At 74.6% G+C, this 24474-nt stretch carries 20 protein-coding genes and 1 tRNA gene; 15 read left to right on the top strand and 6 right to left on the bottom strand.

Annotation, left to right across the window (positions count from 1 at the left end; translation table 11 throughout):
* Position 1: 1 nt before the first annotated feature.
* Genes murJ through UXQ13_RS10420 form a run of 5 tightly spaced genes read left to right on the top strand, consistent with a single transcriptional unit; the run spans position 2 to position 7415 of the window.
* Entirely contained in the window at positions 2-1690 is a 1689-nt protein-coding gene (gene murJ, locus UXQ13_RS10440; RefSeq protein ID WP_263639415.1) for a murein biosynthesis integral membrane protein MurJ, read from the top strand.
* Complete coding sequence (locus UXQ13_RS10435) at positions 1687-2793, top strand: glycosyltransferase family 4 protein (RefSeq protein WP_225236121.1); 1107 nt, start codon at positions 1687-1689, stop codon at positions 2791-2793. The genes murJ and UXQ13_RS10435 overlap by 4 nt, the downstream gene beginning before the upstream one ends.
* Positions 2790-5126: a hypothetical protein gene (locus tag UXQ13_RS10430; protein ID WP_225235963.1), complete on the top strand. Its 2337-nt coding sequence runs from the start codon at positions 2790-2792 to the stop codon at positions 5124-5126. Before UXQ13_RS10435 ends, UXQ13_RS10430 begins: the two co-directional genes overlap by 4 nt.
* Complete coding sequence (locus tag UXQ13_RS10425) at positions 5110-6837, top strand: CTP synthase (protein WP_263639414.1); 1728 nt, start codon at positions 5110-5112, stop codon at positions 6835-6837. The genes UXQ13_RS10430 and UXQ13_RS10425 overlap by 17 nt, the downstream gene beginning before the upstream one ends.
* Complete coding sequence (locus tag UXQ13_RS10420; protein WP_225235962.1) at positions 6837-7415, top strand: NUDIX domain-containing protein; 579 nt, start codon at positions 6837-6839, stop codon at positions 7413-7415. The genes UXQ13_RS10425 and UXQ13_RS10420 overlap by 1 nt, the downstream gene beginning before the upstream one ends.
* Here the strand turns inward: UXQ13_RS10420 and UXQ13_RS10415 are convergent.
* Positions 7380-8018, bottom strand: coding sequence for a hypothetical protein (locus tag UXQ13_RS10415; protein WP_225235961.1), 639 nt, complete (start codon positions 8016-8018; stop codon positions 7380-7382). The two genes, UXQ13_RS10420 and UXQ13_RS10415, sit on opposite strands and share 36 nt — an antisense overlap.
* A gap of 103 nt (positions 8019-8121) precedes the next feature.
* Here UXQ13_RS10415 and xerD point away from each other — a divergent pair, with 103 nt between their 5' ends.
* The 10 genes from xerD (at position 8122) to UXQ13_RS10365 (ending at position 15961) form a co-directional block, all read left to right on the top strand.
* The gene (xerD, locus tag UXQ13_RS10410) at positions 8122-9078 is read left to right on the top strand and encodes a site-specific tyrosine recombinase XerD (protein ID WP_225235960.1); all 957 of its coding nucleotides are present in this window, start codon (positions 8122-8124) and stop codon (positions 9076-9078) included.
* A gap of 233 nt (positions 9079-9311) precedes the next feature.
* Complete coding sequence (locus UXQ13_RS10405; protein ID WP_225236119.1) at positions 9312-10163, top strand: ParA family protein; 852 nt, start codon at positions 9312-9314, stop codon at positions 10161-10163.
* Entirely contained in the window at positions 10160-10651 is a 492-nt protein-coding gene (locus UXQ13_RS10400) for a hypothetical protein (RefSeq protein WP_225235959.1), read from the top strand. The genes UXQ13_RS10405 and UXQ13_RS10400 overlap by 4 nt, the downstream gene beginning before the upstream one ends.
* Before the next feature lie 93 nt (positions 10652-10744).
* On the top strand, positions 10745-11587 hold the full coding sequence (locus UXQ13_RS10395; protein ID WP_225235958.1) for a segregation and condensation protein A: 843 nt from the start codon (positions 10745-10747) through the stop codon (positions 11585-11587).
* Positions 11584-12468, top strand: a complete 885-nt coding sequence (gene scpB / locus UXQ13_RS10390) for an SMC-Scp complex subunit ScpB (RefSeq protein WP_225235957.1) — start codon at positions 11584-11586, stop codon at positions 12466-12468. The genes UXQ13_RS10395 and scpB overlap by 4 nt, the downstream gene beginning before the upstream one ends.
* A gap of 20 nt (positions 12469-12488) precedes the next feature.
* Positions 12489-13367, top strand: a complete 879-nt coding sequence (locus tag UXQ13_RS10385) for a pseudouridine synthase (protein ID WP_225235956.1) — start codon at positions 12489-12491, stop codon at positions 13365-13367.
* A gap of 62 nt (positions 13368-13429) precedes the next feature.
* Positions 13430-13792, top strand: coding sequence for a chorismate mutase (gene aroH / locus UXQ13_RS10380; RefSeq protein WP_225235955.1), 363 nt, complete (start codon positions 13430-13432; stop codon positions 13790-13792).
* Entirely contained in the window at positions 13789-14469 is a 681-nt protein-coding gene (gene cmk, locus UXQ13_RS10375) for a (d)CMP kinase (RefSeq protein WP_225235954.1), read from the top strand. Before aroH ends, cmk begins: the two co-directional genes overlap by 4 nt.
* Positions 14466-15812: a ribosome biogenesis GTPase Der gene (der, locus tag UXQ13_RS10370; RefSeq protein WP_225235953.1), complete on the top strand. Its 1347-nt coding sequence runs from the start codon at positions 14466-14468 to the stop codon at positions 15810-15812. The genes cmk and der overlap by 4 nt, the downstream gene beginning before the upstream one ends.
* 75 nt (positions 15813-15887) lie before the next feature.
* Positions 15888-15961, top strand: a tRNA-Pro gene (locus UXQ13_RS10365).
* A gap of 1046 nt (positions 15962-17007) precedes the next feature.
* Here UXQ13_RS10365 and UXQ13_RS10360 read toward each other — a convergent pair.
* The 5 genes from UXQ13_RS10360 to UXQ13_RS10340 are packed head-to-tail and all read right to left on the bottom strand — an operon-like array spanning position 17008 to position 24329.
* Positions 17008-18063 carry a 2,3-butanediol dehydrogenase gene (locus UXQ13_RS10360; RefSeq protein WP_336392243.1) on the bottom strand — a complete coding sequence of 352 codons (1056 nt, stop codon included), beginning with the start codon at positions 18061-18063 and terminating at the stop codon, positions 17008-17010.
* Positions 18060-18689 carry a CBS domain-containing protein gene (locus UXQ13_RS10355; RefSeq protein WP_225235951.1) on the bottom strand — a complete coding sequence of 210 codons (630 nt, stop codon included), beginning with the start codon at positions 18687-18689 and terminating at the stop codon, positions 18060-18062. Before UXQ13_RS10355 ends, UXQ13_RS10360 begins: the two co-directional genes overlap by 4 nt.
* A gap of 58 nt (positions 18690-18747) precedes the next feature.
* Positions 18748-19152 (bottom strand): hypothetical protein, encoded by a 405-nt coding sequence (locus UXQ13_RS10350; protein ID WP_225235950.1) that lies wholly within the window; start codon positions 19150-19152, stop codon positions 18748-18750.
* The gene (locus tag UXQ13_RS10345; RefSeq protein WP_225235949.1) at positions 19149-21920 is read right to left on the bottom strand and encodes a cation-translocating P-type ATPase; all 2772 of its coding nucleotides are present in this window, start codon (positions 21918-21920) and stop codon (positions 19149-19151) included. Before UXQ13_RS10345 ends, UXQ13_RS10350 begins: the two co-directional genes overlap by 4 nt.
* A gap of 3 nt (positions 21921-21923) precedes the next feature.
* Positions 21924-24329 (bottom strand): phosphoketolase family protein, encoded by a 2406-nt coding sequence (locus tag UXQ13_RS10340; protein WP_225235948.1) that lies wholly within the window; start codon positions 24327-24329, stop codon positions 21924-21926.
* Between the last annotated feature and the right edge of the window lie 145 nt (positions 24330-24474).

Here is a 24474-nt window from a genome sequence, read left to right as displayed (position 1 = left end):
GGTGACCCGCCAGCAGGTCGTCCGGGGGGTGGCCGGCGCCGCGGCGCTGATCGCGGTGCTCACGGTGCTGTCCCGGGTCGCCGGGTTCGGCCGCAGCGTGGTGTTCACCAACACCGTCGGCGCGGGCTCGACCGGCGACACCTACCTGGCCGCCAACAACGTGCCCAACATCGTCTTCGAGGTCGTGGCCGGCGGGGCGCTGGCCAGCCTGGTCGTGCCGATGCTGGCCGGCGGGATCGCCGCGGGCGACCGCGAGCAGGTCCGGCAGACCGCCTCGGCGCTGCTGGGCTGGTCGCTGCTGGTGCTCACCCCGCTGGCGGTCGCCCTGGCGCTGCTGGCCCGCCCGATCGCCGGCGCCCTGCTCGGCGACGGCGCCGCGGACCCGGCCAAGGTCGAGCTCGCCGCCCGGTTCCTGGTCGTGTTCGCCCCCCAGGTCGTGCTCTACGGCATCGGCATCGTGCTGACCGGCGTGCTGCAGGCCCACCGCCGGTTCGCCGGCCCGGCCCTGGCCCCGCTGCTGTCCTCGGTCGTCGTCGCCGGGGCCTACCTGACCTTCGCCGGCATCGGCGGCGGCCGGGACGTCGCAGACCTGTCCCGGCCGGCCGAGCTGGTGCTCGGGGTCGGCACCACGCTGGGCGTGGTCGCCCTCGCCGGCTGCCTGCTGCTGCCGATGCGCGGGCTGGGCCTGGGCCTACGGCCCCGGCTGCGGTTCCCGGTCGGCGCGGCACCCCGGGTCCGCCGGCTGGCGCTGGCCGGGGTGCTCACCCTCGCCGGCCAGCAGCTGGTCGCCGTGGTCGCGATCCGGCTGGCCAACGCGGGTGCGGTGCCCGACGGCACCCAGGTCGTCTACTTCGCCGGCATGACGCTCTTCCTGCTGCCGTGGGCGGCGCTGGCCGTCCCGCTGGCCACCTCGGCCTACCCCGGGTTGACCGAGCGGGCCGCCGTCGGGGACGACGAAGGGTTCCGGCGGGCGCTGGCCCCGGTGGTCGTCCTGGTGGTGGCGCTGTCCGCGGTCGCCGCCGCCGGGCTGGTGGCGGTGTCGGGACCGATGGCCCGGGTGTACCTGGCCTCCCCGGCGGACGCGGGGTCGGCGGCCCTGCTGGCCCCGACGATCGTGGCCTTCGTGCCCGGTCTGCTGGGCTACGGCCTGGTCGCGGTGCTCACCCGGGCGCTCTACGCCCGCGGGTCGTGGCGGTCGCCGACGGCCTGCGTGGCCGGTGGCTGGCTGGTCGCGGTCGCCGCCGACCTGGTGCTGGCCGAGGTGCTGCCGGTCGAGGACCGCGCGGTCGCGCTGGCGCTCGGGCACACCATCGGGGTGACCGTCGCCGGTTCCGGACTGCTGGTGGTGGTCGCCCGGGTGGTCGGCGGCCGGGCACTGGCCGGGCTGCCCCGGGTGGGCTCGGTCGCGGTGCTGGCGGCCGTGCTGGGCGGTGCGGCCGGGCTGGCGGTGTCCCGGGCGCTGGGGTCGGACCCGGTGCCCACCGGTGGGGTGCTCGCCGCGATCGGCATCGGTGTCCTCGCCGGCGTCGTCGTCCTGGTCGTGGCGGGGGCGGTCATGATGGGGCTGGCACGCGGACCGCTGCTGGCGGCGGTGGCCGGCCTGCGCGGACCGGACGACGGGACGGCGGCCACGGCAGAGCCCACGGACGAACCCACGGCGGGACCCACGACGGCGGAGGAGGCACGGTGAGCGCAGCGGACCTGCAGGGACGACGGGTCGCGCAGGTGCTGGCCACCAGCACCGGGGGCGTCGGCACGCACGTGCGGTCCCTGCTGCCCACGCTGCTGCGGGCCGGTGCGGCCACCCGGGTGTGCGGGCCGGCCGCCACCGACGAGCTCTTCGGCTTCTCGACCACCGGCGCCGACTTCCGCCCGGTGCAGATCTCCGCGGTGCCCGGCGACCCGCGCGCCGTCGCAGCGCTCGCCCGGGCCACGGCCGGGGCCGACCTGGTGCACGCGCACGGGCTGCGGGCCGGCCTGGTGGCCGCCCTGGCCCGCCGGGTCGGCAGCGGTGCCGCGCCGCTGGTGCTGACCCTGCACAACGCGCTGCAGCCCGGCGGCGGACCCCGCCAGGCGCTGCTGGGCCGGGTGGAGGCCGCCACCATCCGGTCCGCCGACCTGGTGCTGGCCGCCTCGGGCGACCTGGCCGAGAACGCCTGGCGGGCCGGGGCGCGCGACGTCCGGGTCGCGCCGGTCTCGGCCCCGCCGCTGCCCCCGGCGGCCCGCTCCCGCGCCGACGTCCGCGCCGACCTCGGCGTGCCCGAGGGCCGCCCGCTGGTCGTGGCCGTGGGCCGGCTGCACCCGCAGAAGGGCTACGGCACCCTGCTGGACGCCGCGGCCGGCTGGTCCTCGGGCCCGTCCGTGGTGATCGCCGGGGACGGCCCGCAGCGGGCCGAGCTGGCGGCCCGGATCGCCGCCGAGCAGCTGCCGGTGCAGCTGCTGGGCCGGCGGACCGACATCGCCGACCTGCTGGCCGCCGCCGACGTGTGCGTGCTGCCCTCGGGGTGGGAGGCCCGGTCGCTCACCGCGCAGGAGGCACTCCGCTCGGGCACCCCGCTGGTGGCCACCCGGGTGGGCGGGATCCCCGAGCTGGTGGGCGACGCCGCCGAGCTGGTGCCGCCAGGCGACGCCGCCGCGCTGTCCGCCGCGGTGCAGGCCGTCCTCGCCGACCCCGAGCGCGCGGGACGGCTGGCCGCGGCCGGTGTCGCCCGGGCCGCCACCTGGCCCGACGAGGCCGCCACGGCCCGCTCCCTGGTCGCCGTCTACCGCGAGCTCCTCGGCCCGGCCGCGTGAGGGCGCTGCGCCGGGCCGCGGTGGGGCTGGTCGCCGTCCTCGCCGTGCTGGCGGGACTGACCGCGCCGGCCGCGGCGACCGACCCGCAGGCCACCGCCGAGCGGGTGGTCGTCGTCGGCGTCCCCGGCCTGACCTGGGCCGACCTCGACCCCGACGGCACCCCGGAGCTGTGGCAGCTGGCCGGGGAGTCCGCCATCGGCGCGCTGTCGGTGCGGGCCGCCCGCTCCACGACCTGCGTGCTCGACGGCTGGGCGACGCTGGGGGCCGGCAACCGGGCCCGGTGGGCCGGCCGGGCGGACCCGCTGCCGCCGGTGCCGCTGCCCGAGGACCAGACCGAGGGCGCCGGGACGGCGACCGACCCGCCCGGGTTGTTCGACACCGTCCCGGAGGACACCACGCTGTCCTACTGCGGGCTGCAGGAGCAGGTCGCGGCGGTCGGGCTGGCCGACCCGCAGGCCGCGGTCGCCCTCATCGCCGCCGACGAGTCCACCGTGCGGTTCGGCGCCCAGCCGGCCGCGCTGGCCGACACCGTCGGGTGCGCCATCACCGCCGGCCGGGCCGCCACGGTCGCCGCGGCGGGGGCGGACACGCTGCTGACCCAGCTGGACCAGCTGCCGGCCGACCCGGCGGCCGCGGCCGACCTGCTGGAGAACTGCCCGCTGTCGATGATCTCGCTGGACCCCCTCGTCGACGCGGGCATCCCGGGCGTCGACGAGACCGACACCGGCACCGACCCGCTGTCCCGGCCCGCCGCGCTCGCCGCGGTGGACACCTCGCTGTCCGCGCTGCGCGCGGTGCTGGACCGGCTCCCCGGACCCACCCTGCTGCTGCTGGAGGGCGTCTCCGAGGTCAACGACGGCCGGCCCCAGCTGCACGTGGCGATGGCCCACGGCCCGGGTCTGGACGGCGGCTGGCTCACCTCCTCGAGCACCGGCCGGGCACCGTTCGTCCAGCTCATCGATGCCGCACCGACCGCGCTGGCCGCCCTGGGCCTGGACCAGCCCGCGTCGATGAACGGCCAGCCCATGTCCACCGCCCACGGCCGGCCCGCAGAGCTGTCCGCCGCCGTGGCCGAGCTGGAGGACGCCAACAGCCGCGCGGTCGTGCACTACCGCAGCACCGGCGACTTCTTCTGGGCGCTGGTGCTGACGCTGGCCGTCGTCGTGGGCCTGGGCCTGCTGGTCGTCGGTGGGTGGCGGGCACCCCGCCGCACCCCCGAGCGGGTCCGGCGCTGGGCGGCCCGGCACCGGCCCGGTCCGGTCACCCGTCGCCGGGCGAGGCGGTTCCTGCGCCCGGTGTGCCTGGTGGCCGCCTCGCTGCCGGTGGCGACCTACCTGGCCTCCCTGGTGCCCTGGGAGGCCAGCGGGTCGCCGCGCACCGCGCTGGCCGGCACGGTGCTGGCCGCCACCCTCGTCGTCGCCCTGGTGGCCGGCGCCGGGCCCTGGCGGCGACACCGGACGGGTCCGGCCCTGGTGGTGCTGGGGGTGACCGCGCTGGTGCCGGTGGTCGACGTGCTCACCGGGTCGCACCTGGAGCTGGACGGGCTGCTGGGCTACGACGCGATCGTGGCCGGCCGGTTCACCGGGTTCGGCAACCTGACCTTCGGGCTGATGCCGGTGGCCGCGCTGCTGCTGGCCGCGGCCGCCGCCTGGTGGGCGGCCCGCCGGGCACCCGAGGGGCGCGGCGAGCGGCGGGCGCTGGTGACCGTGCTGGCCGTCGGCGTCCCGGTGGTGGCGCTGGTCGGCGCGCCGGGCCTGGGCCGGGACTTCGGCGGCGTGCTGGGCGCGGTCCCCGGCTTCCTGCTGCTGGCGATGCTGCTGGGCGGCATCCGGGTGACCGTCGGCCGGCTGGTCGTCGTCCTCGGGGTGGCCGTGGTCGCCGTCGGCGCCGTCGCGGTGCTGGACTGGAGCCGGCCGCCGTCCGAGCGCAGCCACCTCGGCCGGTTCGTCGCCCAGCTGCTGGACGGCCAGGCCTGGACGGTGGTCAGCCGCAAGGCCGAGGCCAACCTCGGCATCCTGCTCGGCAGCCCGCTGGCCTACACGCTGCTGGTCGCGGCGGTCGCCGCGCTGTGGCTGCTGCGCTCGGGCGGACCGCTCCGCGGGCGGCCCGGGGGACTGCCGGCCGACCAGGTGGCGGTGCTGCGGGCCGGCCTGCTGGCGGTGGCGCTGAGCCTGGTGGTGTCCGCCGCGGTGAACGACTCCGGGGTCGCGGTGCCGGCCACGTCGGCCACCCTGCTGGTGCCGCTGCTGGTGTGGCTGGTCGCCGCGCCGGTCGGCGGTCCGGGGGCCTCCGGTGACCGTGTTAGCGTGAGCGCCCGTGGGTCGACTGACTGAACCTCGGAATCTGCTCGCCAACTCAGCCCCGACGAAGTTCGTCTTCGTGACCGGTGGCGTCGTCTCCTCGCTGGGCAAGGGGCTGACCGCGAGCTCGCTGGGGGCCCTGCTGTCCGCCCGCGGTCTGCGGGTGACGATGCAGAAGCTGGACCCCTACCTGAACGTGGACCCGGGGACGATGAACCCGTTCCAGCACGGCGAGGTCTTCGTCACCGAGGACGGCGCCGAGACCGACCTGGACATCGGGCACTACGAGCGCTTCCTGGACAACGACCTGACCGGCCGGGCCAACGTGACCACCGGCCAGGTCTACTCCGACGTGATCGCCAAGGAGCGCCGCGGGGAGTACCTCGGCGACACCGTGCAGGTCATCCCGCACATCACCAACGAGATCAAGGCCCGGATGCTGGCCGGGGCGCAGGCCGCCGGCCGGGACGGCGACCCGGTCGACGTGGTGATCACCGAGATCGGCGGCACGGTCGGCGACATCGAGTCGCTGCCCTTCCTCGAGGCGGCCCGCCAGGTCCGGCACGAGATCGGCCGGGACAACTGCTTCTTCCTGCACATCTCGCTGGTGCCCTACATCGCCCCCTCCGGCGAGCTGAAGACCAAGCCCACCCAGCACTCGGTGGCCTCGCTGCGCAGCATCGGCATCCAGCCCGACGCGCTGGTCTGCCGCTCGGACCGCGAGATCCCCGACGGCATGAAGCGCAAGATCAGCCTGATGTGCGACGTCGAGGCCGAGGGCGTCATCTCCTGCGCCGACGCCCCCTCGATCTACGACATCCCCAAGGTGCTGCACACCGAGGGCCTGGACGCCTACGTCGTCCGCCGGCTGGGCCTGCCGTTCCGGGACGTCGACTGGACCGTCTGGGGCGACCTGCTCGAGCGGGTGCACAACCCCAAGCACACGGTCACCGTCGGCCTGGTCGGCAAGTACATCGACCTGCCCGACGCCTACCTCTCGGTCACCGAGGCGCTGCGCGCGGGCGGGTTCGCCCACCGCACCCGGGTGCAGATCCGCTGGGTGCCCTCCGACGAGTGCAAGACCCCCGAGGGCGCCGCGACCGCGCTGGCCGGCGTGGACGCCGTCTGCGTCCCCGGCGGCTTCGGCGTGCGCGGCATCGAGGGCAAGCTCGGCGCGCTGCGGCACACCCGTACCAACGGGATCCCCACCCTCGGGCTGTGCCTGGGCCTGCAGTGCATGGTCATCGAGACCGCCCGCAACCTGGCCGGGATCCCCGACGCCAACTCGGCGGAGTTCGACGAGGAGACCCCGGACGCCGTCATCTCCACGATGGCCGACCAGGTGGACATCGTCGGCGGCCGCGGCGACCTCGGCGGCACGATGCGGCTGGGCAGCTACCCCGCCGCGCTGACCAAGGGCTCGGTCGCCGCGGCGGCCTACGGGTCCACCGAGGTCACCGAGAGGCACCGGCACCGCTACGAGGTGGCCAACCGGTACCGCGACCGGCTCACCGAGGCCGGCCTGGTCATCTCCGGCACCTCGCCCGACGGCACCCTGGTGGAGTTCGTCGAGCTGCCCGCCGACGTGCACCCGTTCTACGTCGGCACCCAGGCGCACCCCGAGCTCAAGAGCCGGCCCACCCGGCCGCACCCGCTGTTCGCCGCGTTCGTCAAGGCCGCGGTCGACCGGCAGGAGTCCGGCCGGATCCCGGTGCCCACCGCCGACACCGAGATGGGGATCTGATGTACGAGGTCCTCGCCAGCGAGGAGATCTACACCGGCCGGGTGATCTCGTTGCGCAAGGACACCGTGGCCATGCCCGAGGGCGGCTCGTCCGTGCGCGAGATCGTGACCCACCCCGGCGCGGTCGGCGTCCTGGCGCTGGACGACGACGGCGCGGTGGTCATGCTCAAGCAGTACCGGCACGCGATCGGCGAGCACCTGTGGGAGCTGCCGGCCGGGCTCCGGGACGCCGACGGCGAGCCGCCGCTGGAGACCGCGAAGCGGGAGCTGGCCGAGGAGGTCGGGCTGGCCGGGGAGCGGTGGGAGCTGCTGACCACCTCGCTGTCCACCCCGGGGTTCTGCGACGAGCTGGTCGGGCTCTACCTGGCGCAGGGCCTCTCGCCGGTGGACCGGCCGGAGGGGTTCACCGTGGAGCACGAGGAGCTGGACATGACCGTCGAGCGGGTGCCCTTCGACCGGGCGCTGCAGATGGTCTTCGACGGCACGGTGCGCAACTCGCTGGCCGTCATCGGCATCCTGGCCGCGGCCGCGCACCGGTCGGCCTCACCGCAGCTGCGCGCGGTCGACACCGCGTTCTGACCTGGAGCTGCGCAGGCCCAGCCTGTGCAGCTCCAGGTCGGCCAGCGCGCGGACGGCGGTCGGCTCCCCGGCCCGCCAGGCCGCACCGGTGCCGGCCGGCAGCCCGGCCAGCGCCGGCAGCGGGGCGGTGGCCACGGCCCGGGCGGCCAGCAGCTCGAGGTCGGGGTCCAGCGTCCGCAGCCGGTCGGCCGCGGCGGCCTCCCGGGCCCAGCCCAGCCGCCAGCCGGCCCAGCGGACCACGGCCCAGCCGACCGGGATGACCACCAGCGCGACGGCGAGCACCCAGGCCAGGGTGTGCACGGCGTCCTGCAGCCCCTGGCCGGCGCCGGCCACGCCGTCCCCGGTCTCGCCGAGGGCCTCGAACGGCGAGGACAGGTCGTCCCCGACCAGCGGGACGTCGCCGGCCACCCCCGCGGCGTCGCCCATCGTCTCGCCGATCGAGCGGCCCAGGGACTCCAGCTGCACGCCGGGCTCGGCCAGCACGAGGACGGCGGCGTGCACGACCCGGGCGACCAGCACCCACAGCACCGCCCAGCCCAGCAGGAGCAGGTCGGCGGTGAGCTGGCGGGTGCGGAGGACCGGGCGGTCGGCGTACAGGCGCATGGGGGCGATCCTGCGGGTGGTGGACCGCTCGCACCGGGTGATCACCAGGACCGGCCCGGCGTGTCAGGTGCACGACCCGCCGGTGGTCGGGTGGAGTGGGGCGATGACCTCGCTGACCGCGCGTGCCCCCGGGCCGCCGGTGGCGCGCGTCGTGGGCGGCTACCTGGACCACCTGACCGTCGAGCGCGGGCTGGCGGCCAACACGATCAGCTCCTACCGGCGGGACCTGCGCCGCTACGCCGACTTCCTCGAGGCCGGCGGCGTGCGCGGGTTCGGCGAGGTGGGGGAGTCCGACGTCGCCGCGTTCCTGGTCGCGCTGCGCAGTGGGGACGACGAGCACCCGGCGCTGTCGGCGTCCTCGGCGGCGCGGGCGGTGGTCGCCGTCCGCGGGCTGCACCGGTTCGCCCTGCTCGACGGGCTGGTCCCCGACGACGTCGCGGCCGAGGTGCGCCCGCCCACCCCCGCGCGCCGGCTGCCCAAGGCGATCACCGTCGAGCAGGTCGAGGCGCTGCTGGACGCCGCCGGCTCCGGCGAGGGCCCGCGGCCGCTGCGGGACCGGGCGCTGCTGGAGGTGCTGTATGGCACCGGCGCCCGCATCTCCGAGGCCGTGGGGCTGGCCGTGGACGACCTGGACGCCGGTTCCTCGGTGGTCCGGCTGGCCGGCAAGGGCGGCAAGCAGCGGGTGGTCCCGGTGGGCAGCTACGCCGTCCGGGCGGTGCAGGACTACCTGGTGCGGGCCCGGCCGGCGCTGGCCACCGGTCGCGCCGTCCGCGGGGCGCTGTTCCTCAACAGCCGGGGCGGGCCGCTGTCCCGGCAGTCGGCCTGGGCGATCCTGCGGACCGCGGCCGAGCGGGCCGGGCTGGCCGACCTGGCCGACCTCTCCCCGCACACGCTGCGGCACTCGTTCGCCACGCACCTGCTCGACGGCGGTGCCGACGTCCGGGTCGTGCAGGAACTGCTCGGCCACGCCTCGGTGACCACGACCCAGGTCTACACGCTGGTGACGGTCGACCGGCTGCGCGAGGTCTACGCAACGAGCCATCCCCGCGCACTGCGCTGACCACGTGCTTGTCGCTCGTGGGACGGGCGGTGCAGGAAGGGGTCACACCCACGGCGACAACTGCCGATGGATGGGTCGTAGGGCGACAAGTCGACACGGCGCCGGGGAAGCGCCGGGGTCGGGACCGCCCCAGGACCGGATGTTCGACCAGGGAAGAGGCACCGAGGATGGCGACACCCGTCGTGACGAGGACCGCGACCGCGCGACCGCGCGCGGAGGCGGCGGATGTGGAGATGGGCGTACCGGCCGGACGCGTCGACCCGGCCAAGGCCCGGCAGCGCCCGCTGCCCACGCCCAAGCCGCTGGACCGGCACGGCCCCGCCCGCATCGTGGCCATGTGCAACCAGAAGGGCGGGGTCGGCAAGACCACGTCCACGATCAACCTGGGGGCCGCGCTCGTCGAGCACGGCCGCCGGGTGCTGCTGGTCGACCTGGACCCGCAGGGCGCGCTGTCGGTCGGGCTGGGCATCCAGTCCCAGCAGCTCGAGCGCACCGTCTACAACGCGCTCATGGAGCGGCACACCACGCTGCGCGACGTCATCGTGCGCAACGTCGGCCACGTGCGCGGGCTGGACCTGGCGCCGTCCAACATCGACCTGTCCGCCGCCGAGGTGCAGCTGGTCAGCGAGGTCGCCCGTGAGCAGTCGCTGCTGCGGGTGCTGGCCGAGGTGCGCCAGGAGTACGACTACGTGCTCATCGACTGCCAGCCCAGCCTGGGTCTGCTGACCGTCAACGCGCTGACCGCCGCGCAGGGCGTGATCATCCCGCTGGAGTGCGAGTTCTTCTCCCTCCGCGGCGTCGCGCTGCTGGTGGACACCATCGACAAGGTCAAGGAGCGGCTCAACCCCTCCCTGGAGGTCGACGGCATCCTGGCCACGATGTACGACTCGCGGACCGTGCACGCCCGCGAGGTGTTCAGCCGCGTGGTCGAGGCGTTCGGGGACACCGTGTTCCAGACCGTGATCACCCGCACCGTGCGGTTCCCGGAGACCACCGTCGCCGGGCAGCCGATCACGACCTGGGCCTCGACGTCGGTCGGCGCGCAGGCCTACCGCGACCTGGCCAAGGAGGTCCTCGCACTGTGACCCGTCGTCCCGTCCTCCCCGGCGCGAGCGAGCTGTTCTTCCGGCGCACCGACGCCGCGTCGGACGCCGAGTCCGCCGCCCCGGTCTCGCAGCTGCCCTCGCTGGCGGCCGCCGCGGCCAGCCCGTCGCTGCGCGGCAACTCCTCGCGGCGGTCCTCCGAGCCGGTGCTGCCGGCCGAGGACGCCGTCCCGACCACGTCGCTGCAGCTCATCCACGGCGACGCCGGGTCCCGCGACGAGCTGGCCAACATGCGCTCGCTGCCCAACAGCTCGCGTGCGCGCACCCGGGTCAAGCACGAGGAGAAGATCACCGTCTACTGCTCGGCCGAGGAGCTCCTCGCCCTGGAGACGGCGCGGCTCACCCTGCGCGGCGACCACGGCGTGGTGGCCGACCGGGGGCGGATCGTCCGCGAGGCGATCGCCGTCCTGCTGGCCGACCTCGACGCCCACGGCGAGAACTCCGTCCTGGTCAAGCACCTGCAGAAGTAGGAGAAGGACCCCGGTGCCCCCCACGACGTGCTCCGCACGCCGCGGGACCCTGCACCGGGGCCGAACCGCCAGGTCAGGAACTAATCTTGTCTGGTGACCAGCCTCGCCGAACCGCCCGTCGCCGATGCCGGTGACGGGCGGTTCCGCGTCCGGCTGACGAACTTCGAGGGGCCCTTCGACCTGCTGCTGCAGCTGATCGGCAAGCACCAGCTCGACGTCACCGAGATCGCGCTGTCCCAGGTGACCGACGACTTCATCGCCCACCTGCACTCCCTGGGCGACGAGCTCGACCTGGACCAGGCGTCGGAGTTCTTGCTGGTCGCCGCCACCCTGCTGGACCTCAAGGCGGCGCGGCTGCTGCCCGCTGCCGAGGTGGAGGACGAGGACGACCTCGCCGTCCTCGAGGCCCGCGACCTGCTGTTCGCCCGGCTGCTGCAGTACCGGGCCTACCAGCAGGTGGTCGGGTTCCTGCGGGAGCGGGAGACCGAGGCGGCCCGCCGCTTCCCCCGCGCGGTGGCCCTGGAGCCGCGGTTCGCGGCGCTGCTGCCCGAGGTGCTGCTGGGCGTCACCCCCGAGCAGTTCGCCGACCTGGCCCGGCAGGCGCTCACCCCCCAGCCCCCGCCCACCGTCGACGTCACCCACCTGCACACCTCGGCCGTCGACGTCGGCCAGCAGCTGCTGCTCGTGCGCCGCCGGGTCGCCGAGCGCGGCCGGGTCACCTTCACCTCGCTGACCGCCGACTGCCAGCACACCCTCGAGGTGGTGGCCCGGTTCCTGGTGCTGCTGGAGCTCTACCGGCAGCAGCTGGTCGACGTCGCCCAGGAGACCCCGCTCGGCGAGCTCACCGTCTCCTGGACCGGCCCCGAGCTCGTCGACGGCCGGCTCCCCGGCGAGGACGACGACGCCGTGGCGGCCGCGGCCGCGGAGTACGCGTGAGCGACGAGCCGCGCCGGCCCATCTCCTGGGACCAGCTGGCCGCCGAGCTGGCCGCGGTCGAGGAGGCCGAGGGCGCGGCCGAGGAGCCGGCGCCGAAGGACTGGGACGCCGTCGCCGCCGCCCTGGCCCGGACCTTCGACCCCCCGGTGCCCGCACCCGCACCCGCACCGGCCCCGCTCACGCCGGTCGGATGGCCCGCGGACCCAGAACCGGCCACCCGGCACACGGAGGTCCAGGAGGACGACGTCCCGCTGCGGCCGCTGGACGAGGTCCTGGTCGAGGAGGCCGCGCCGGAGCCGGCGGACGAGCCGGACGACGAGGAGCCCGTCGCCGACCCGGTCGCGCTGCGCGGTGGGCTGGAGGCGCTGCTGTTCGTCGTGGACTCCCCGGTCGACGAGGTGACGCTGGCCGAGGCGCTGCGCTGCACGGTCGGCCAGGTGCGCTCCGCGCTGACCGCGCTGGGCGGGGACTACGACGATCGGCGGGCCGGCGTCGTGCTCCGCCGGGTGGGGGAGGGGTGGCGGCTCTACACCCGGGAGGAGCACGCCGCGGTGGTCGAGCGGCACCTGCTGGAGGGCCAGCGGAGCCGGTTGACCCAGGCGGCGCTGGAGACGCTGGCGGTCATCGCCTACCGCCAGCCGGTCACCCGGGCGCGGGTCTCGGCCATCCGCGGGGTGGGCGTGGACGCGGTGGTGCGTACCCTGGCCTCCCGGGGACTGGTGTACGAGTGCGGCACCGACCCCGACAGCGGTGGCGGGCTGTACGCCACCACCCCGCTCTTCCTGGAGCGGCTGGGCCTGACCGGGCTGGACGAGCTCCCCGAGCTCGGCCCGCTGCTGCCCGAGACCCGCGCCGTGATCGCCGAACGACCACAAGCCTGATCCGAAGCATTGAGGTACCGATGACCGACAGCACGCCCCCGACCGACGAGCCCGCCGACGGCACCGCCGACGAGACCGCCGCCCGCCAGGGGGACGAGCACGGCGTCTGGTCCGAGGACATGGAGCTGGCCCCCGCGCACCCGAGCGACCGGGAGACCACCCCGGTGGCCGAGGGCGAGGGCGAGCGGCTGCAGAAGGTGCTGGCCCGGGCCGGCGTCGGCTCGCGGCGGGTCAGCGAGGACATGATCGCCGAGGGCCGGATCACCGTCGACGGCAAGGTCGTCCTCGTCCAGGGCATGCGGGTCGACCCGGCCACCGTGCAGATCGCGGTGGACGGCGTCCGGATCGAGATCCGCAACGACCGGGTCACCTATGCGCTCAACAAGCCGTTCGGCGTGCTGACCGCGATGAGCGACGACCGCGGCCGCCCGTGCGTCGGCGACATGGTCGGCGACCTGGCCAAGGGCCTGGTGCACGTGGGCCGGCTGGACCAGGACACCGAGGGTCTGCTGATCCTCACCACCGACGGCGAGCTCGCCCACCGGCTGGCGCACCCCTCCTACGAGGTGTCCAAGACCTACATGGCGCAGGTGTCGGGCACGGTCGCCCGCGACCTGGACCGCCGGATGCGCGAGGGCATCGAGCTGGAGGACGGCCTGGTCAAGGTCGACCACTTCGAGCTCATGGACCAGCACGCCGGGCAGTCCGTCGTCCAGGTCGTGCTGCACGAGGGCCGCAAGCACATCGTCCGCCGCCTGCTCGCCGAGGTCGGCCTGCCGGTCTCCCGGCTGACCCGCACCAAGGTCGGGACGCTGGAGCTGGCGCGCATGCGCACCGGAGTCATCCGCAAGCTCACCCGCGCCGAGGTCGGCCAGCTGCAGGAGCTCGTCGGCCTCTGACCGAGCGCCCGACACCACCGATCGAGGTCCCGGGAGGGACCGCACAGGACAGGAGTGAGCCCGTGGCCGTCCGAGCCATCCGCGGCGCGACGCAGGTCGACGCCGACGAGCGCGAGCAGGTGCTGGACGCGACCCGCGAGCTGGTCGCCGAGGTCATGACCCGCAACGGTCTGACGTCGGAGGACCTGATCAGCATCCTGTTCACCGCCACGCCGGACCTGGTCAGCGAGTTCCCCGCGCTGGCCGCCCGCGAGCTCGGGCTGGGCGACGTCCCGCTGATGTGCGCCACCGAGATGGCCGTCCCGCATGCCCTGCCCCGGGTGCTGCGGCTGATGGCGCACGTGGCCACCGACCGGCCCCGTGCCGAGGTGGCGCACGTCTACCTCCGCGGCGCCGTCGCCCTCCGCAAGGACATCGCGCAGTGACGGGCTTCCGCGGCCAGGTCACGCTCGACGGACCGTCGGGGACCGGCAAGTCCAGCGTCGCCCGCGCCGTCGCGCTCGAGCTGGGCGCCGCCTACCTGGACACCGGCGCCATGTACCGGGCGGCCACGGTCGCCGTGCTGGACGCCGGGGTCGACCTGGACGACGCCGACGGCATCACCCGGGCGGTCGGCGAGGCCGCCATCGGCATCGGCACCGACGCCGCCGCCGAGCAGGTCACCGTGGACGCCGTCGACGTCACCGACCGGATCCGCGGCACCGAGGTCACCCGCGCGGTGTCCCCGGTGTCGGCCGTGCCGGCGGTGCGCCGGCTGCTGGTCGACGCGCAGCGCTCGCTGGTGGACGGCGCCCCCGCCGTGGTCGTCGAGGGCCGCGACATCGGCACCGTCGTCCTGCCCGACGCCACGCTCAAGGTCTACCTGACAGCCGCGCCCGAGGCCCGGGCGCAGCGGCGGGCCGCCCAGCTGGGCGTGACCGACCCGGCCAAGATCGCCGCCATCGCCGCGGACCTGCGGCGCCGCGACGAGCACGACAGCACCCGAGCAGACTCCCCGCTGCGCCCGGCGACCGATGCGGTCACCGTGGACAGCACCCACTGGGAACGGCACCAGACGATCGCCGCGATCGTCGAGCTGGCCCGAGAGAGAGCGAACACGTGAGCACCACACCCACCGGACCGCTGCCCGTGGTGGCCGTCGTCGGCCGCCCGAACGTCGGCAAGTCCACCCTGGTCAACCGGTTCATCGGCCGCCGCGCCGCCGTCGTGCAGGACATCCCCGGGGTGACCCGCGACCGGATCGCCTATGAGGCGCTGTGGAACGGCAAGACCTTCACCGTCGTCGACACCGGCGGCTGGGAGCCCAAGGCGTCGGGCATGGCCGCGGCCATCGCCCGGCAGGCCGAGTACGCGATGAAGACCGCCGACGTCATCGTGCTGGTCGTCGACGCCCAGGTCGGGGTCACCGAGACCGACCTGGCCGCCGCGCGCGTGCTGCGCCGGTCGAAGACGCCGGTGATCCTGGTGGCCAACAAGGTCGACGACGAGCGCGCCGAGGCCGGTGCAGCCGAGCTGTGGTCGCTGGGCCTGGGGGAGCCGTTCTCGGTCAGCGCGCTGCACGGGCGCTCCGCCGGTGACCTCCTGGACCTGGTGCTCGACGCGATGCCCGAGGCGCCGCGGGAGTCCCTCGAGGTCGGCGGCCCACGCCGGGTGGCCCTGGTGGGCCGGCCCAACGTGGGCAAGTCGAGCCTGATCAACCGGCTGTCCAAGGAGGAGCGCTCGGTCGTCGACTCCGTCGCCGGCACCACCGTGGACCCGGTCGACTCGATCGTCCGGCTGGACGGCGAGGACTGGAAGTTCGTCGACACCGCCGGGCTGCGCCGCCGGGTGGGGACGGCCAGCGGCACCGAGTACTACGCCAGCCTGCGCACCGAGGCCGCGATCGAGGCCGCCGAGGTGGCCATCGTGCTGCTGGCTGCCGACGAGGTGATCAGCGAGCAGGACCAGCGGGTGATCACCCAGGTGATCGAGGCCGGTCGGGCGCTGGTCATCGCGATCAACAAGTGGGACACCCTCGACGAGGACCGCCACGCCCAGCTGGAGAAGGAGATCGAGCGCGACCTGGCCCGCATCCAGTGGGCGCACCGGGTCAACATCTCCGCGCTCAAGGGTCGCGGCGTGACCAAGCTGGCCGACCACCTGCGCGGCGCGCTCGCGTCGTGGGAGTTCCGGGTGCCGACGGCGGAGCTGAACAACTACGTGCGGGCCCTGGTCCAGGAGACCCCGCCGCCGCCGCGCAGCGGACGGGCCCCGAAGATCAAGTACGTCACGCAGGCCGACGTCCGGCCGCCGCGGTTCGTGGTGTTCTCCACCGGGTTCCTCGAGGCCGGCTACCGGCGGTTCCTGGAGCGCAAGCTGCGGGAGAAGTGGGGCTTCGAGGGCAGCCCGATCGAGGTCTCGGTGAAGGTCCGCGAGTCCAAGGCCAAGGAGTTCTACACGAAGTGACCCACCCCCGGGGGAGCTGATCGGCGTCGGGTAACCTTCTCGACGCAGCTCACCGGCGCCACGGCGTCGCGAGCTCGGGCTGTAGCGCAGCTTGGTAGCGCACTTGACTGGGGGTCAAGGGGTCGCAGGTTCAAATCCTGTCAGCCCGACAGAGAAGTTGCAGGTCAGAGGCGAGTCGTCCCATGCGGGCGGCTCGCCTCTCGCATGAGTACAGCAACCGGTACAGCAACGGGACTCGGCGAGCCGGTCCAGGCATGCGCTGACGCCGATGCTGCCGTCCTGGGCCAGCGGGCCTGGCCGGGCGCGGCAGGCCCGCCTGGATGAGGCTCTGCTCGGTAGCCGGAGCCAGGAGCCGCCGGACAACGATGGACTCCCCGGGCGGCGCTCAGGCCTGATCGGGTCCTGTGGGCCCGCCTGGCTGTAGCCGGTCACCCCTGCTGCTCGCACTCATGCCTGCGCAGGGAACGGTTGGCCGCCTTACCTGTCGCAACGAGTGCGGACAGCCGTGATGCAGGAGGTGTGTCGGATGTGGTTCTTCGTGCGAAGGCGTGGGTGCACAAGGGCACGGTGCGGAGCAACTGGATGTCTGAGGCGGCAGCGCCTCATCCGAGCCCGCAGCCGGAGCCGGAGCCGGAGCCGGAGCCGTCCGAAGCACACCGCCGCTGGGAGCCCGCGGCAACCCGGTCGGTTGCCCACCATCGCGCGAGGTCGAGAAATGAGGCCCGAGCATCGAGGTACCCAGCGCTGCCGGCCAATCGTCCTGGCCGCCAAGTCAGGCAGACCGGTCACGAGGGCGGGAGCGCAGGGGCTCATCCAGCAGTGACCCGCGCCCAGCGCGACGGATACCTCCACGCAGCCATCTCCCACACCGGATCTTTTCGTGTTGGTCGAGGGTCGATGCCGGACGACGAAGCACCAGGTGGCGGCGATGACCGAACCTGGGCGACTGCCGGTAGCGAGCTTCTTCACTGCCGACAGCGGGCCCTGTTCTGGACCACCTTCGACGCTGCCAGGTGGACGAACCTTCCGCACGCTGCAGCTGGAGGAACACAGGGGTGAGGACGCCCACGGTGCCCCGAAGGCGGCGGTCGGTCGGCGGGCACCGGTTCGGTCTGCCCGCGGCCCGTCGATGATCGACCGCGCACCCCACCAGCGGTACGGGGACGGGGGTGGTCGTGGCCGTCGCAGATCTTCCTCAGGGGCGAACGAGGATCTTGACCTGGGTGTCGTTGCGGTGCACGAGGGTCTCGAACCCCTGCTCCACCAGATCGGCCAGGTCGATGTGGGCGGTGATGAACGGGGCCAGGTCGACCTGGCCGCTGCGCACCAGCTCGATCGTGGCGGGGTGGTCGCCGGCGTAGGCGATCGTGCCGCGCAGGTCGATCTCCTTGAGCACCAGCTTCTGCAGGTCCACCACCGGCTGGTGTCCCCAGATGGAGACGTTCACGACGACGCCACCGGGCCGGACCGCGTCGAGCAGGGTGTCCAGGACGGCGTCGACGCTGGAGCACTCGAAGCCCACGTCGGCACCCCGCCCGCCGGTCAGCTCGCGCACGCGTGCGGCGACGTCGCCCTCGGTGGGGTCGAGCACGTGGGCGGCGGCGCCGGTCTCGACGGCCTTGGCCTTGCGGGCGGCACTCACCTCGGTCATGACCACCGTCAGGCCCTCCGCGGTGAGCAGCGCCCCGAGCAGCAGCCCGATCGGGCCGGCACCACCGATCAGCGCGACGTCCCCCGCGCCCGCTCCGCTGCGCACGAAGGCGTGGTGGCCGACCGCCAGCGGCTCGACGAGGGCGGCCTGGTCGAGCGGGATGTCCTCGACCGGGTGCACCCACCGGCGCGGGACGACCACCTTCTCGCTCAGGCCGCCGCCGCCCCCGCCCAGGCCGATGAAGTTCATGTCGTGGGAGAGCTGGTAGGGCTGGCCCGGCGTGGTGTCGACGTCCTCGGCGATCAGGTAGGGCTCGACCACGACGGACTCACCGACGGTCAGGTCGTCGACCCCGTCGCCGAGGGCGGTCACGGTGCCGGAGAACTCGTGGCCCATGACCACGGGGGCGGACTCCCCGGAGACGGGGTGCGGGTGGCCGTGCGGCGGGATGAAGATCGGGCCCTCCAGGTACTCGTGGAGGTCGCTGCCGCAGATGCCGCACCAGGCGATGTCGATGGCCACGGTGCCCGGCCGCAGCTGCGGCTCGGGCACCTCCTCGATCCGGATGTCCTTGCGGCCGTGCCAGCGGGCGGCTCTCACGATGCTTCCTCTCGATGGGGGAGGTCGTCCGACGACCGGACGACGACGGCGCGGACCCCCGGCACGGTGCGGGCCAGGGAGTCCAGGGCGCGGTGCTCGGTCGCCGGCGAGACGGCCGGGGTCCCGCGGGTGCGGGCCACCGTGGTCGCACCCGACAGCACCTCGACGTCGAAGGTGTCCCGCTCGCCGGTGTAGCGCTCCAGCAGGTCCAGTACCTCGGCGCGGACGGACTCGTCAGTGCGGATGAGGGTGCCCAGCAGGTCGCGCCGGCCGAGGATGCCGACCATCGCGCCGTTCGCCATCACCGGGACGCTGCGCAACCGGCCCTCGACCAGCAGCGTGGCGACGTCGGACAGGTCGTCGTGGTGACCGACGGTGCGCACCGGGGTGGTCATCACGTCGGCCACGACCCGTGGACGGGGTCGGGGGGAGGCCACGTCCCGACCCAGGTGCAGGCGCGGGTCGGGGGGCACCTGGTCGCGGAGCAGGTCGCCCTCGCCGACGATGCCGACCAGCTGCCCGTCGGCGTCCACGACCGGGAGGGCCGCGACCGCCCGGGCGGTGATCGCCCTCCCGGCGTCCTGCACGGTGGTCTGCGGTCCCACCGTCGTGACCTCTCGGGTCATGACGTCCATGGCCTGCACGGTTCCTCCTGCCGGGTCGTCGTGGTGGGTGGGACCCCGCTCAGGTGACGTGCCCCTCGACGAGGCAGGTCGCACCGGCGACGTGGGTGCTGGTCACCGTGAGGTGATCGTGCAGCGCGGCGACGAGGTCGCTCTCCTCGTGCGGGACGGTGGCCAGCACCCGCTGCCGGGGCACCAGGGCCGCGTGGGAGAAGGCGGTGCGGAGCAGCTCGGCGCGTGTGTCGGCGGTGAGCGAGTGGCTGGCCACCCAAAAGCGGAGCACGACCTGCGGGCCCGGGACGACGTCGGCCTGCGCCACGGTCACCCCGCCGCTGACCACGGTCACCTGGTCGGGGCCGGTGAGGGTGACGCTGCTGGTGGGGGCGGACTCACCGGTGGCGAGGGAGTCGGTCGCCCGGGTGCGGGGATCGGTCCAGCGGTGTCGGTCGTCGGTCTGCCGGGTCATGTGCTCGAGGCTGCCGGGCGGGCCGCCGGCCCGGGAGGGTCCGACGTCCCGACCCGGACGCCGTTCGGCCCGCGGTCGGCTCGCCGCCGACCCCGCACGTGCTCGTCGACGGCGACGACGGCCCACGCGACGGTCGCCAGGACCGCGATGCGCAGCCAGGTGCCGGCGTCGACGGGGGCGGTCTGGAACAGGTCGTTCATGGCCGGCAGGTAGGTGATGGCGAGCTGGGCGACCACCTGCAGCAGCACGCCGCCGACGAGCCACCGGTTGGTCAGCAGCCCGACCCGCCACGACGGGCCGACGAGGGACCGGCAGCTGAAGAGGTAGAGCACCTGCACCGCGACGAACAGGTCCATCGCCGCGGTGCGGGCCTCAGGCAGCGTGGCCCCGGCGTCGACCTGCTGCTGGAAGAGGTACCAGGTGCCGGCGACGAGGACCGCGGAGACCAGCAGCACCCGGGACACCAGGGACGCGGTCAGCAACGGTGTACCCGGGCGGCGCGGTGGGCGCGTCATGGTGTCGGCCCCGTGCGGCTCGAAGGCCAGCGTCAGCCCGAGGAGGACGGCGGTGGTCATGTTGATCCACAGGATCTGCGTGGGCAGGATCGGCAGTGCCGTCCCGAGGACGATCGCCACCAGGATGACCAGGCCCTCGGCCGCGTTGGTGGGCAGCGTCCACACGATGAACTTCGAGATGTTGTCGAAGACGCCGCGGCCCTCCTCGACCGCGGCCTCGACGGTGCCGAAGTCGTCGTCGGCGAGCACGACGTCGGCGGCCTCCTTGGCGACCTCGGTGCCGCCGCGCCCCATGGCCACGCCGATGTCGGCCTGGCGCAGGGCCGGGGCGTCGTTCACCCCGTCACCGGTCATCGCGACGACGGCGCCGGCGTCCTGGAGGGACTGCACCAGCCGCAGCTTCTGCTCGGGGGACACCCGGGCGAACACCGCGGCCCGGCCGACGGCCCCGTCGAAGGCGGTCGGAGAGGACGCGGTCAGGGCGGTCAGGTCGGCGCCGGTCAGCACGTCGCCGTCCGACCGTGCCCGGAGGATGCCCACCTGGACGGCGATGGCCGTCGCGGTCGCGGCGTGGTCGCCGGTGATCATCACGACCCGGATGCCTGCCGTGCGGCAGCTGGTGACGGCGTGCACCGCGGAGGCGCGCGGGGGGTCCAGCATGGCCTGCAGGCCGGTGAACACCAGGCTCCCCGGCAGGTCGACCTCGGCCAGCCGGTGGTCGGCGTCCACCGTCAGCGCGGCGGTGGCCAGCACCCGCAGGCCGGCCGCGGCCAGCCGGTCGGACTCCCGCGCGATGCCGGCGACGTCGAGGGGCACCCGGTCGCCGTCGGGCCCGAGCTGGGACCCACAGAGGGCCAGGACCGCCTCGACGCCGCCCTTGGCCAGCACCACCCGGTGGTCGCCGTGGTCGTGCAGGGTGGCCATGTAGCGGCGTCCGGAGCTGAACAGGACGACGTCCACCCGCGGGAAGTCCTCCGTGTCGATCCCGGCCTTGCCGGCCGAGACCAGGAGGGCGCCCTCCGTGGGGTCGCCCACGACCTCGGTTCCCCCGCCGTCGGGCCGGCGGCGCAGCACCGCGTCGTTGCAGGCGGCCCCGGCCAGCAGCGTCCAGCGCAGCGCCTCGGGCACGGCCGTACCCAGCAGCACGGTGCCCGCGGGATCGAGCACGTCCCCGGTGGGCGCGTACCCCGAACCGGTCACCTCGTGGTCACCGGCGCAGGTCCAGACCACCCGGACGGTCATCTGGTTCTCGGTGAGCGTGCCGGTCTTGTCGGTGCAGATGACCGTCGTGCTGCCCAGGGTCTCCACCGCGGGCAGCTGCCGGACGACGGCCCGGCGCTTCGCCATCCGGGCGGCGCCGATGGCAAGGGTGACGGTGACTGCGGCGGGCAGCCCCTCCGGGATGGCACCCACGGCGAGCGCGACGGCCGAGGTGACGACCTCCCCGGCGTCCAGGCCACGGAGGACGCCGACCACCGAGGTCGCCGCGGCCAGGCCGAGGATGACCACCGTGAGGATCCCGCTGAAGCGACCGAGCTGACGGGTGAGCGGGGTCTCGAGCGACACGACCCCGCTGACCAGGCCGTCGATGCCGCCGAGCTCGGTGTCGGCGCCGGTCGCCGTGACCACGCAGGCACCGGCCCCGGCGGTGACCAGGCTGCCGGCGAACACCGTGTTCCGCTGGTCGGCGGCGGCCGTGCCGACCGCGAGGACCGCGGGGTCCTTGGCCACCGGTGCGGACTCACCGGTCAAGGCCGACTCGTCGACCCGCAGCTCCCGGGAGCGGAGCAGTCGGCCGTCGGCCGGGACGGCGTCCCCGGCCTCCACCAGCACCAGGTCCCCGACGACGAGGTCGGCCGACGGCACCGAGCGGGTGGCCCCGTCCCGCACCACCCGGGCGTCCGTGAACACCAGGTCCTGCAGCGCCCGCAGCGCGGACTGCGCCCGGGCCTCCTGCACGTACCCGACGACCGTGTTGGCCAGGACCACACCGAGCACGACGACGGCGTCCACGTACTCGCCGAGCGCGAGGGTGACCGTGCCCGCGACGAGCAGCACGACCACCAGCGGGTTGGACAGCTGGCGCAGCACCCGCACGAACCGGCTGTCGGGCGCAGTGCTGGGCAGCAGGTTCGGACCGTCCGCGGCGAGCCGCCGGGCTGCCTCGGCCACCGGCAGGCCCCGCTCGGCGTCGGTGCCGAGCTCGCCGACCACGTCTTCGGCCGACTGGGCACTGCGCAGGGAGACGCCCACCGGTCAGCCGGTCCAGGTCCAGTCGCGCACCTCGGGGAGGTCCTCGAAGTGCTCGCGCACGTACGCGTGGTGCCGGGCGAGCTGGTCGCGGCACGTCGCGGCCAGCTCGTCGGCGCCGGCGAGGCCCGACGGGGCGTGGGCGAGGGCGAGCAGCACGAGGTGGTACCGGCTCATCCGGTTGAGCACCACCATGTCGAAGGGCGTCGTCGTCGTCCCCTGCTCCTCGAACCCGCGCACGTGGAAGCGGGCGGTGCCCGGCCGGCCGTGCAGCAGCTGGTGCACGGCCCGCGGGTAGCCGTGGAAGGCCACCACCACGTCGGCGGTGTCGGTGAACAGCCGGCGGAAGTGGTCGGCGGAGAAGCCGTGCGGGTGCACGTCGGACGGGAGGAGGCCCATCAGGTCGACCACGTTGACCACCCGCAGCGCCAGGTCGGGCACGCCGTGCCGGAGCAGCTCGGCAGCGGCCAGCACCTCCAGCGTGGGCACGTCCCCGGCCGCCGCGAGGACGACGTCCGGGTCGCCGGTGACGCGCTCGGTCCCGGCCCAGTCCCACACCGACGCACCGGCCGCGCAGTGCGCCTCGGCCTCAGCCAGGGTCAGGTACTGCAGGTGCTGCTGCTTGTCGGCCACGACCAGGTTGACGTGGTCGGTGCTCTGCAGGCAGTGCCGGGCGATCGAGAGAAGGCAGTTGGCGTCCGGCGGCAGCCAGACCCGCACCACCTGGGGCGACAGCGGCAGCACCGTGTCGATCAGCCCGGGGCCCTGGTGGCTGAAGCCGTTGTGGTCGTTGCGCCAGCAGGTGCTGGTCAGCAGGATCGTCAGGCTGGACACCGGCTCCCGCCACGGCACCTCGGCCGCGTGCTGCAGCCACTTCACGTGCTGCACCACCATCGAGGCGCTGACCATGGCGAAGGCCTCGTAGGTGGCGAACAGCCCGTGCCGGCCAGACAGCAGGTAGCCCTCCAGCCACCCCTCGCAGAGGTGCTCGCTGAGCACCTCCATCACCCGGCCGTGCGGGGAGAGGTGGTCGTCGGTGGGCAGCACCTGCGCCTGCAGGCAGCGGTCGGTCACCTCGAACACCGACTGCAGCCGGTTGCTGGCGGTCTCGTCGGGGCTGAAGAGCCGGAACGTCCCGCCGCCGTCGGGCGTCGTCGTCCGTCGGTAGATCTCGGCGAGCAGCTCGCCGAGGGGGTGCGTGGTCTCCGCCGAGACGGTCCCGGGGGAGGGGACGTCGAGGGCGTAGCCGGCCAGCGCCGGGAGGTCCAGTGGACGACGGAGCCGGCCACCGTTGGCGTACGGCGTGGACCCCATCCGCAGGTCGCCGACCGGTGCGAGCCCGGCGAGCTCGGGGGCCAGCCGGCCGCCGGGGAACTGCTGGTCGGGCTCGTAGCTGCGCAGCCAGGTCTCCAGCAGCGCGAGGTGTGCGTCGTCGGTCTGCACCCCCGACAGCGGCACCTGGTGGGCGCGGAAGGTGCCCTGCACCTGGACGCCGTCCACGACGTCCGGGCCGGTCCAGCCCTTGGGGGTGCGCAGCACGATCGCCGGCCACCCCGGGCGGAGGTCGTCCCCGCCGCTGCGGGCGTGGTCCTGGATCTGCCTGATCCGGGCGTGCGCGTCGGTCAGAGCGGCCTGCAGGTCGGTGAACACCAGCCGGGGGTCGTCGCCGGCGACCACCACCGGCGCCCACCCCTGGCTCCGCAGGTACCCGCAGACCTCCTCGTCGGAGGAGCGGCCCCACACGGTGGCCCCGCTGATCTTGTAGCCGTTGAGGTGCAGCACCGGCAGCACCGCGCCGTCCCGGCGGGCGTCCAGGAACGCCGGGACCTTCCAGGACCCGGACAGCGGGCCGGTCTCGGCCTCGCCGTCGCCGACCACGCAGGCGACCAGCAGGTCGGGGTGGTCGAAGGCGGCCCCGGCGGCGTGCACCAGGGCGTACCCGAGCTCGCCGCCCTCGTGGATCGACCCCGGGGTGGGGACGCCGACGTGGCTCGGGATGCCGCCGGGGGTGGAGAACTGCCGGAACAGCGCCCGGACGCCGGCCGCGTCGGGCCCGACGGCGGGGTAGAGCTCGCTGTAGGTGCCCTCCAGCCAGGTGGCGGCGACCAGCGCCGGCCCGCCGTGGCCCGGTCCCGTGACGTACAGGACCTCCTGCCCCGTGCGTCGGATCAGCCGGTTCAGCTGCACGTACAGGGCGGCGAGGCCGGGGGAGGTGCCCCAGTGGCCCAGCAGTCGCGGCTTGACGTCGGCGTGGGTGAGCGGGCGCTGCAGCAAAGCGTTCTCGGTGAGGTAGATCTGCCCGACCGTCAGGTAGTTGGCCGCGGCCCACCAGCGGAGGTCCAGCTCGAGCTCCTCGACCGGGTAGTGGTCGACGGGTGCGAGTGCGGCGGGCACGGCGGTGGCGGCGGGCATCCCTCGACCGTGCCCGATGCCGTCCAGGGGCGACGGGGTCGCAGGTCCCGCACCCGTGGGTCGTCCGGCATGCGTCGGCAGCCGGGGTGGGGTCGGAGGGCACTGGTCCGCCGGGGCGCGGGCTCCCAACCTGGGGAGCGGTCGT

Origin of the sequence: Klenkia terrae (assembly GCF_037083865.1) — a bacterium.
GTDB lineage: Bacteria > Actinomycetota > Actinomycetes > Mycobacteriales > Geodermatophilaceae > Klenkia > Klenkia terrae.
Note: the sequence above shows the minus strand (reverse complement) of the source record. Positions and strands in the feature narration are given on the sequence as shown.